This window comes from Actinosynnema sp. NPDC037264, assembly GCF_055603705.1.
The window spans coordinates 84,082-93,693 of record NZ_JBVJVK010000033.1 but is presented as its reverse complement, the minus strand read 5'-3'; the positions used below and the strand labels follow the sequence as shown (position 1 = coordinate 93,693).

9 protein-coding genes and 1 tRNA gene are annotated in these 9,612 nt (G+C 71.3%); 5 read left to right on the top strand and 5 right to left on the bottom strand.

Annotated elements, in window-relative coordinates:
• Positions 1-131: 131 nt before the first annotated feature.
• The gene (locus tag ACZ7GX_RS29525) at positions 132-1,277 is read right to left on the bottom strand and encodes an acyltransferase family protein (RefSeq protein WP_498781329.1); all 1,146 of its coding nucleotides are present in this window, start codon (positions 1,275-1,277) and stop codon (positions 132-134) included.
• On the bottom strand, positions 1,231-1,503 hold the full coding sequence (locus ACZ7GX_RS29520) for a hypothetical protein (protein WP_498781328.1): 273 nt from the start codon (positions 1,501-1,503) through the stop codon (positions 1,231-1,233). Before ACZ7GX_RS29520 ends, ACZ7GX_RS29525 begins: the two co-directional genes overlap by 47 nt.
• 310 nt (positions 1,504-1,813) lie before the next feature.
• Here ACZ7GX_RS29520 and ACZ7GX_RS29515 point away from each other — a divergent pair, with 310 nt between their 5' ends.
• Positions 1,814-3,052, top strand: coding sequence for a methyltransferase domain-containing protein (locus ACZ7GX_RS29515; protein ID WP_498781326.1), 1,239 nt, complete (start codon positions 1,814-1,816; stop codon positions 3,050-3,052).
• A gap of 4 nt (positions 3,053-3,056) precedes the next feature.
• The gene (locus tag ACZ7GX_RS29510) at positions 3,057-4,220 is read left to right on the top strand and encodes an acyltransferase family protein (protein ID WP_498781325.1); all 1,164 of its coding nucleotides are present in this window, start codon (positions 3,057-3,059) and stop codon (positions 4,218-4,220) included.
• Here the strand turns inward: ACZ7GX_RS29510 and ACZ7GX_RS29505 are convergent.
• Complete coding sequence (locus ACZ7GX_RS29505; RefSeq protein WP_498781323.1) at positions 4,217-5,077, bottom strand: NAD-dependent epimerase/dehydratase family protein; 861 nt, start codon at positions 5,075-5,077, stop codon at positions 4,217-4,219. The two genes, ACZ7GX_RS29510 and ACZ7GX_RS29505, sit on opposite strands and share 4 nt — an antisense overlap.
• A gap of 204 nt (positions 5,078-5,281) precedes the next feature.
• Between ACZ7GX_RS29505 and ACZ7GX_RS29500 the strand changes: the two genes are divergently transcribed.
• The 3 genes from ACZ7GX_RS29500 to ACZ7GX_RS29490 all read left to right on the top strand — a co-directional run bounded on the left by ACZ7GX_RS29500 (position 5,282) and on the right by ACZ7GX_RS29490 (position 8,640).
• Positions 5,282-6,601: a nucleotide disphospho-sugar-binding domain-containing protein gene (locus ACZ7GX_RS29500; protein WP_498781322.1), complete on the top strand. Its 1,320-nt coding sequence runs from the start codon at positions 5,282-5,284 to the stop codon at positions 6,599-6,601.
• Between the two features lie 24 nt (positions 6,602-6,625).
• Positions 6,626-8,164, top strand: coding sequence for an MFS transporter (locus ACZ7GX_RS29495; RefSeq protein ID WP_498781320.1), 1,539 nt, complete (start codon positions 6,626-6,628; stop codon positions 8,162-8,164).
• A 104-nt stretch (positions 8,165-8,268) separates the two neighbouring features.
• A complete protein-coding gene (locus ACZ7GX_RS29490) occupies positions 8,269-8,640 on the top strand; it encodes a hypothetical protein (RefSeq protein WP_498781319.1) in 372 nt (123 codons plus the stop codon).
• Between the two features lie 83 nt (positions 8,641-8,723).
• On the opposite strand, the gene ACZ7GX_RS29485 is transcribed toward ACZ7GX_RS29490, so the two are convergent.
• Positions 8,724-8,796: transfer RNA gene (locus tag ACZ7GX_RS29485), tRNA-Ala, on the bottom strand.
• Positions 8,797-8,859: 63 nt separating this feature from the next.
• Positions 8,860-9,552 carry a divisome protein SepX/GlpR gene (gene sepX / locus ACZ7GX_RS29480; protein WP_498781318.1) on the bottom strand — a complete coding sequence of 231 codons (693 nt, stop codon included), beginning with the start codon at positions 9,550-9,552 and terminating at the stop codon, positions 8,860-8,862.
• Positions 9,553-9,612 lie beyond the last annotated feature (60 nt).

Sequence of the window (9,612 nt, the reverse complement as noted above, 5' to 3'; positions counted from 1 at the left end):
AAACGCTCGGCTGGGACACCCCAGCCGAGCGTTTGGCTAAGCTCCTGACCTAAGCCAGTTGATCAGTTGTGTTGCGACGACCCCTGGAATCCGCCGACCGGGCGGGGGCCGTTCGCGCGTTCCGCGAGGACTCACCGCGCCGCCGTCCGCCGACCGCGCGCGGAGCCCCACCGGCGCATGGCCGGCCGCTCGACCGCGCGGTACAGCAGCCAGGACACCAGCACCGAGATCACCAGGTAGAGCGCGGTGAACCCGACGTCCGCCGCGACCCCCGCGTCGCGCTCGGGGTCCAGGAGCCCGTGCAGGTGCAGGATCACCAGCACGTGGGTCATGTAGAACGCGAAGGAGATGTCGCCCAGCCAGATCCAGCTCCGCCGGCGCAGGCCGGGCGAGCCGGTGATGTCGGAGTGCGCCGCGGCCAGGACCATCATCGCCAGCGGCACCACGAGGATCGCGTGGACGAAGTACGGGAACGCGACCTGCAAGGCGACGACGTAGCCGAGCGGGACGGAGATCAGCGCGGGGCCGAGCCGCTTCGGGTACCACCGGCCGGTGATCACGATCCGGGCCAGCAGGATGCCCAGGACGAACTCCAGGAGCCGGACGGGCGGGAAGTTGTAGGTGAGCCAGGTCTGCAGCAGCGTCGTCTGGAAGGGACCGCCCTTGGGTTCCGCGGGGGTGACCGCCATGACCAGCAGGGGCACCAGGGCGATCGCCGCGAGGCAGCCGACCGCCCAGTACCACAGCCGCTCCGGCCGGATCCGGGCGACGAGCCGGTGCAGGTAGGGGAAGCAGAGGTAGAAGAACAGCTCGCAGGCCAACGTCCACGAGACCGGGTTCACCCCGCTCTGCACCTGCGGGAGGGGGATCCACGCCTCCACCAGCAGCAGCGTGCTCAGCGCCCGTAACGCGCCCACCTGCTCGCCGGCCCACAGCAGCAGCACCAGCGCCACCACCCAGGTGACCGCGTGGTTCGGGTAGATCTTGGCCAGGCGCCTGCGCAGGAACGCCCGCGGCGTGTCGTCCTCGCGGGCCGACCACGTCAGCACGAACCCGCTGAGCAGGAAGAAGAAGGAGACCCCGGCCAGCGCGGAGCGCAGCGCCACCGCGCCGAACGGCGCCTGCTCCATGTCGCCGCCCGCGTACCAGACGTAGACGTAGACGTGCAGGACGAACACCAGCAGCGCCGCGGCGAAGCGCAGCGCGGTCAGGGAGTCGAGCCGGATGCGTTCACCCGACACCGGCCGTTCCGGTGTCGGCTTCTCGTGGACGGTCATGCGTGCGCTCCTGCTGCTCGGCCGACTCGCGTGCGTCGGGACGGAACCGGGTGGGTACGTGCGCGAGCGGGTCGGATGACCGACTCCGGCCGCGGCCCGGCCCGCGCCCGATGCCGGTCGGCCCGGCCGGCGTGCGCTCCTCGCCGCCGGGCAGGAGCAGGATCCGCGGGTTGGCGTCCGCGACGTGCGCCCGGCGGTCATCATCGGCCAGGACGCGCTCCACCACCAGGACCGATCGTGCGCGGCTACGGCCACGTGGTCCGCCCGCCCGATCGGCCGTCGGCGCGGGACGGACGGGTGGGCCGGGCCGTGACCCGCCGACTTCGGCCCCCTGCAAGGGTTCCGACGATGCGATCGCGGACCGTCCGGCCGCGACAAGGCCCGGCCGACGGGTCGAGCGGGACCGCACGGCCTCCGCGCTGGACCGAATCACCACTTCGGACAATGCGGAAACCTCGCATTGTCGAAGTAGCGCGCCGCCGGCCGGGCCGCCGACCATGGGTTGCCCACCCACCTCGCAGCCGGAGGCGATCTCGATGACCCCAGTGGATCCCGGAGGACCGGTCTGCCGGATTTGCGGTGGAACCGTCGAGCAGTGCCTCGATTTCGGCACGCAGCCGGTGTCGAACGCGTTCCTGCTGCCGGAGCACATCGGCCGGGAGACGTACTTCCACCTGGCCGTCGGGTTGTGCCACTCGTGCGGCATGGTGCAGCAGCTGGAGGAAGTGCCGCGCGAGTCCATGTTCGGGTTCGACTACCCGTACCGCTCGTGCATGTCCGCGTTGATGCGCAAGCACTTCGAGCAGACCGCGCAGCAGCTGCTGGAGACGGAGCTGGCCAAGCCCGACCCGTTCGTCGTGGAGATCGGCAGCAACGACGGCATCATGCTCGACACCGTCCGCCGTGCGGGCGTGCGCCACCTCGGCGTCGACCCGTCCGGCGGACCGGCCGAGGTCGCCCGGGACAAGGGCATCCGCGTCCGGGTCGACTACTTCGAGGAGTCCTCGGCGCGCGCGATCCGGGCCGAGGACGGCCCGGCGGACGTGATCTTCTCCGCCAACACGGTCAGCCACATCGCCTACATGGACTCGATCCTGCGCGGCGTCGACGCGCTGCTCGCCGACGACGGCGTGTTCGTCGTGGAGGACCGCTACCTCGGCGACGTGGTCGAGCACAACTACTTCGACCAGATCTACGACGAGCACTTCTACCTGTTCGCGATCAAGTCGGTCGGCGCGATGGTGGCCAGGTTCGGGTTCGAGCTCGTGGACGTCGAGCGCATCCCGGTGCACGGCGGGGCGATGCGCTACACGATCGCGCGGGCGGGCCGGCGCCAGGTCACCCGGGCGGTGCTCGACCTGGCCGCCAGGGAGACCGAGATCGGCCTGGACCGGCTCCCGGTGTACGCGCGGTTCCGCGACGAGATCAAGTCGATCCGGTCGGAGCTGACGACCCTCCTGACCGAGTTGCGCGCCCAGGGCAAGACCGTCGTCGGGTACGGCGCCACGTCGAAGAGCGCCACGGTCACCAACTACTGCGGCATCGGGCCGGACCTCGTGCCGTACATCTCGGACACGACACCGGTGAAGCAGGGCCGGGTGACGCCGGGCTCGCACATCCCGATCGTCCCGCCGGAGCGGTTCACGCAGTCCTACCCGGATTACGCGCTGCTGTTCGCCTGGAACCACGCCGACGAGATCATGGCGAAAGAACGCGCGTTCCGCGAGTCCGGCGGCAAGTGGATCCTCTACGTGCCCCGCGTGCACGTCGTCTGAGCACGTGCGCCAGGACCTGCCGTCGCTCACCGGGTTGCGCTGGTTCGCGGCGCTGCTCGTGTTCGGCATCCACTTCACCGGGATGGCGCTGACCACGCCGCCGGGGTCGACCGGGCTGAGCGGGTTCGACCAGGCGGTCCACGACCTGGGCCGCACCGGGTTCATCGGGGTGTCGTTCTTCTTCGTGCTCAGCGGGTTCGTGCTGACGTGGTCGACGCCCGGCGACCAGGCGTCGCGCGAGTTCTGGCGGCGGCGCTTCGCCAAGATCTACCCCGTGTTCGCGGTGACGGCGCTGGTCGCGGTCGTGCTGCAACTGGTCGTCACCGGCGTCCGGCCGGGCTGGGACGTGGTGCTCGGCCACGTGCTCCTGCTCCAGGCGTGGACGCCGGACCAGGCCTTCGTCTTCGGCCTCAACCCCGTGATGTGGTCGCTGAGCTGCGAGGCGTTCTTCTACCTGGTGTTCCCGGCGCTGCTGCTGGTGCTGGACCGGCTGTCGGCGCGCGGCCTGCGGGTCGCCGGCGCGCTGTTCGTGGTCGCCACGTTCGCGGTGCCGGTGCTCGTGGGCGAGGTGTTCACCCTGCGCGAGCCCGCTCCGCCGGTGCTGGTGCCGCTGGACGGGTTCGAGGACCAGTTCACCTACTGGTTCACCTACGTCTTCCCGTTGATGCGCGTCACGGAGTTCGCGCTCGGCATCGTGGTCGCGCTGCTGGTGCGGCGCGGCGCGTGGGTCGGCCCGCCGCTGGCGGTGGCGATCGGCCTGTGCGTGGCCGCGTTCTTCGTCAACCGCGAGCTGCCGCCGCTGTGGCAGCGGTCGGCGGGGATGCTGATCCCGTTCGCGCTGCTCATCGCGGCGGCGGCGCGGGCGGACTCGCGGCGCGCCTGGTCCCCGTTGCGCGGCGGGCCGCTGGTGTTCCTCGGGAAGGTCTCGTTCGCCTTCTACGCGGTGCACGTGCTGATCATCATGCACACCATGGGCGGCCGCGTGCAGACCTGGCTCGCCGACCTGGGGGTGATCAGCCAGCCTGTCCTGCCGGTGTGGGGCGCGCTGGTCGTGCTCGTGGTGCAGCTCGCCGTCACCGTCTTCGTGGCCTGGTTGGTGTACCGGTTCGTCGAGGTGCCGATGACCAGGCTGTTGCGCGGGGCACGGCGTGGTGTGCCGGTCGTCTAGCCGTCCTGCACGGCTTTCCAGGTGCGGCGCAGGCCCTCGGTGAACGTGGTGACCGGCCGCCAGCCCAGCACGTCCTCGGCCAGCCCGACGTCCACCAGGATCGTCCGCCGGTCGAACCCGCGCGACGGTGACCGGTCCACCGCCGACCGCACCCCGGTCACGTCCTCGACCTCGCGTCGCAGCCGGCCGAGGGAGACGGGGTCGCCGGAGCCGATGTTGAGGGCGAACGGCAGGTCGCCGGTGTGCCGGGAGATGCGGAGCAGGGCGTCCACGACGTCGTCCACGTACACGAAGTCCCGGGTGATGTCGTCGTCGCCGATCTGGCGCAGGCGTTCGCCCTTGGCGACCGCGGTCAGCCAGTGCGCGATCACGCCGTGCCCGGGGTCGGTCCGGTGGCCGGGCCCGTAGAGGCTGGCCAGCCGCGCCACCACCGGGCGCACCCCCGGCGCGGCGCGCAGCACCTTTTCCATCTCCAGCTTGCACCGGCTGTACGCGGTGCCCGGCCGCAACGGCGTGCGCTCCGTGAATGGCGGCTCCGCGGCCCGGTCGTAGCAGTCCGCGCTGCCGGCCAGGACGACCGTCGGATTGGTGCCGAGATCGCCCAGGGCCGCGACGAGCCGGGTGAAGTCGGCGAGATCGCGGTCGGCCCTTTCCGGGAAGCGCTCGGCCGTTCCGGGCGTGACGCTGGTGGCGACGTAGAAGACCACCTCAGCGGTGCGGAGCGCCGGCGACAGCACGTCGTCCACGAGCGCAGGTTCACCCCTGGTGACCCGTGAGACCTGCGCGGATGCCCGTTCCAGCCCGGCGGCGAGCGCCGACCCGAGGAACCCGCGCGCGCCTACCACCACCGCATGCATAACGCCTTCCTCCGGTCGCGAACCGGCAGCGTGCCACATCGCCGCGCGCACCCGGTACACCGTCCCGGAAAATCCGCATTTTCGAAGAAGACCCTGGACGGGCGCGCGCGCCGGTTGACAGCATGTGCCGAAAAGAAAATATGGGGACGTTTACCCGGACGGCTGCCCGCGCGCCGTTCGCCGAATGGTCGGGAAAGGCGTTTTATGCGTTTTCTGTTCACCGCATGGCCCACGCCTTCGCACCTGTTCCCGCTCGTTCCGCTGGCCAACGCGCTCATCGGCGCGGGCCACGAGGTGCGCGTCGCGTCCGCGCCCTCCCTGGCCGACGCGATCCGCGCCTGCGGCCTCACCGCGGTGCCCCTCGGCGACGGCTCGGGCACGCCCACCGGACCGGGCAAGATCGCGTCACCGGAGCTCGCGGCGCGCTTCGACGACCTCGCCGTCCGGCTCGGGCTGTCCGAGGACGAGCGCGCCACCTGGGACGTCTTCCGCTACTTCATGCTGCCGCCGATGTGGGACTTCCACCCCTTCGGCGCGTCGGCGTCCGACCCGCACCCGGAGGTCGACGACCTCGTCGAGTACACCCGCGTGTGGCGGCCGGACATGATCCTGTGGGACCCGACGGCCATCGCCGGCTCCATCGCGGCCAGGGTGAACGGTGTCGCGCACGCCCGGCTCATGTGGACCCAGGACTACTACCCGTTCGCGGTGCGCGCGATGGAGCGCTCGCCCGGTGGCTGGGACCCGTTCACGGAGACCGTGCGCCCGGCCGCCGAGCGGCACGGCCTGGAGGTGGACGAGGAGCTGCTGCTCGGGCAGTTCACCGTGGACGCGATGCCCACCGCGATGCGCCTGCCGGACGCCACGACGACGATGCCGATGCGCTGGGTGCCGTTCACCGGCACCACCACCGTCCCGGACTGGCTGGACGCCGAGCGTTCCCGGCCGCGGGTCGCGCTGTCCCTCGGCCAGTCCCGCCGGCTGGTCATCGTGGAGGACGGCTGGGACCCGGTGGCGAACGTGCTGGAGGTGGTCGGCCGGCTGGACGTCGAAGTCGTGGCGACGCTCAACGCGACCCAGCTGGCGGGCGTGCGGGCGGTGCCGGACAACGTGCGCCTGATCGACTACCTGCCGCTGAACGTGCTGCTGCCCACGTGCGACGCGATCATCCACCACGGCGCCATCGGGACGTTCGGCGCGGCGGCGACCTTCAAGGTGCCGCAGCTGATCATCGACTCCCACGCGCAGCACCTGATCCCCGCGTTCGGCGACGAGTGGTCCGCCGCCGCCCGGACCATGATCTCCAAGAACGCCGCGCGCTACGTGCCCGACCGCGGCGCGGGTTTCACCGTGGACGTGCACGACGCCCCGGAAGAGGCCACGACGCGGCTCAAGATGGTGCTCGAGGAGTCGGACGTCCGCGACGGCGTCGAGCGGGTCTACTCGGAACTGATGGCGATGCCCAGCCCGCACGACCTCGTCGCGAGGCTGGAGGAAGCGGCGCGGCGCGGGCGCACGGCGTGATCCGGTCGATGGGGAAGGTGTGACGTGGGCGCGGAACCGCGCGCCAGTGGACGCGACTGGCTGGGCTTCGCCGTCCTGGCGCTGGTGCCGGTCCTGCTCTCGCTCGACGTCAGCGTCCTGTTCCTGGCGCTGCCGGAGCTGAGCGCCGACCTGCGGCCCGACAGCGCCGAACTGCTGTGGATCGGCGACATCTACCCGTTCATGATCGCCGGTTTCCTCGTCACCATGGGCACCCTCGGCGACCGGGTCGGCCGCAAGAAGCTGCTGCTCGTCGGCGGCGCGCTGTTCGGGCTGGCGTCGGTCCTGACCGCCTACTCCGGCAGCCCCGGCATGCTCATCGCGGCCCGTGCGCTGCTCGGCGTGTCCGGCGCGATCATGCTGCCGAACACGTTGGCGCTGGTGGTGGTCATGTTCGCCAACCCCAAGCAGCGCAGCCTCGCGATCGGCGTCTGGATCAGCTGCTTCATGGCGGGCATCGCGGTCGGCCCGGTGATCGGCGGGCTGGTGCTCGACGTGTTCTGGTGGGGCGCGGTGTTCCTGGTCGGCGTGCCGGTCATGGTCGCCCTGCTGGTGCTCGGCCCGCTGACGCTGCCGGAGTTCCGCAACCCCCGGGCCGGGCGGATCGACCTGCCGAGCGTGGTGCTGTCGCTGGCCGCGATCCTGCCCGTGGTGTACGGGCTCAAGGGTTTCGCCCGGGACGGCGTCACGCCGGTGCACGCGGTCGCGCTGCTGGTCGGGCTCGGCTTCGGGGCGGTGTTCGTGGTGCGGCAGCACAAGCTGCCCAACCCGTTGCTGGACCTGAGGCTGTTCGGCAACCGCACGTTCGCGGGCGGGATCGCGATCATGCTGCTGGCGTCGGCGAACATCTCCGGCTCGATGCTGCTGGCCAGCCAGTACCTGCAGCAGGTGCTCGGGTTCTCGGCCGTGCGGGCCGGGTTCTGGCTCGTGGTGCCGGCGATCGGGCTGGTGACGGCGTCCCTGTTGTCGCCGATCGCCGCGCGCCGGCTGCGGCCCGGGTACGTGATGGCGGTCGGTCTGGCGATCGCCACCGCCGGTTTCGCCGTGCTGACGCAGATGAGCACGACCACCGGTGTCGCGCTCCTGGTGGCCGGGTCGGTGATGGTGCAGTTCGGCATCGGGTCCAGCGGGTCGTTGGGCACCGACCTGGTCGTCGGCACGGCGCCCGCGGAGGGGGCGGGTTCGGCTTCCTCGTTGGTGCAGACGGGGACCGAGTTGGGCACCGCGCTGGGCATCGCCGGTTTCGGCACGGTGGCGGTCGCGGCCTACCGGAGCGACATGGCCGCCTCGCCCGTCACCGACGCCCGCGACACCCTGCCAGGCGCCCTGACCGCGGCCGGGGGATTGCCCTCCGACGCCGCCGCCGGCCTGTTGGCCCAGGCTCGCGAGGCGTTCACCGGTGGCGTGACGCTCGCCGCGACCATCAGCACCGTGATCCTGTCGGCCCTGACCGTGGCAACGCTCGTCCTGCTCCGCCACGCCAAGCCCCTGGGCCAAGCCGCCCCCGCGGCGGAACCCGCCTCGACGTCCGGCGCGGAAGGCTGAGCCCCGGACGACCGGCCGGCGTCCACGGACGAGAAGGCCGGATCAAGACCGGTGAACCGGATAGCACTCGCCGATGAGCGAACCGCGAGCGCAGAATCTCCCCCGTGAACTCCGAGATGAACCCGTCGGTCGACGTCGACGAGCCCTGGCGTGCCGAGATGCTCACCGCCATCGGCTCGGGCGACCCGCAACTGGCGAACCCGGCTCTGCTGGAGTTGACCTACGACGACCCCGACGGCGACTGGGTGGAACCGATCCTGCTCGAACACCTGTCGCCGCAGTACGACATCCGGCTGCGCCTGCTGGCCGCGACCTGCCTCGGCCACCTGGCACGCATCCACGGCAAGATCACCAGGAGCACCGTGGTGCCCACCTTGCGCGCCCTGCTGACCGACCCCGCCATGGGCGGCACGGCCGGGGACGCCTTGGACGACATCGACCACTTCGCCCCGGCAGAACCGGGAACGCAGCCGTAGCGCACCGCGCCGTTCCGCCGCCACAACGCAGAAGAGCGGGAACCGGCGAACCGGTTCCCGCTCTTCGTGTGCTGTGTCTTTTGTGGAGCTGAGGGGAATCGAACCCCTGACCTACTCGATGCGAACGAGTCGCGCTACCAACTGCGCTACAGCCCCGTGTTCTGTTGTCGTGCGGGAGGAAGCATATCAGTAGTCGGGGGGTGGTTTTGCCACCCCCCTCTACTCGCCCGAAGCCCGTCGGTACGGGAGGGCCTCGGGGCCGTCCAGCTCGACGAACAGCGGGTCCTCGTCGTCCAGGTCCACCACGACCGTGCCGGGGCGGGGCTGGTGCTGGAACCTCGGTTGCGGGGGCAGACCCGGCTGGTCACGGGACGGCTCGGCCTCGGCCGACGGCGTGGCGGCGGCGTGCGGCTGGGCGTCCGGGGCCTGCCGCGCGGTGGTGCGGCGGCGCGACTGGGAGTGCCTGGCCAGGCGGCGGGCGCGGATCTCCTCCTCGATCCGCACCTGGCGGCGCAGGTAGCCGAGGTAGGAGACCAGCGTCACGTCGACGGCGGCGTGGCCCCACCAGACGAGCGGGTAGAGCACGCCCGCCACGACGCCCGTGACCAGGGCGAGCAGCAGCAGCGTGCCGACGACGCGGCGGCGGAAGGCGTACTTGGCCTGCGCCACGATCGCCGCCGTCTCCGGGTCGTAGCCCCCGCGACCCGGGCGGAACGGTCGGTGCTCGACGAAGTCGGCGTCGACCTCGTCGTAGTCGTCGTACTCGTCGAAGTCCGTGTCTGCCTCGGGCATGGCGTCGTACTCCTCCTCCATGCTGCCGCGCGACGCGTCGGCGCGCTTGCGCGCGACCATCGGGACGAGGACGACCAACCAGGCCACGACCAGTCCCACGACGATCAGCGAGCTCGGCATCCCCGTCACCTCCCCCTACCCCGCGGCGCGCTCGGTGGTGCACTTGCCACGCTAGTCACA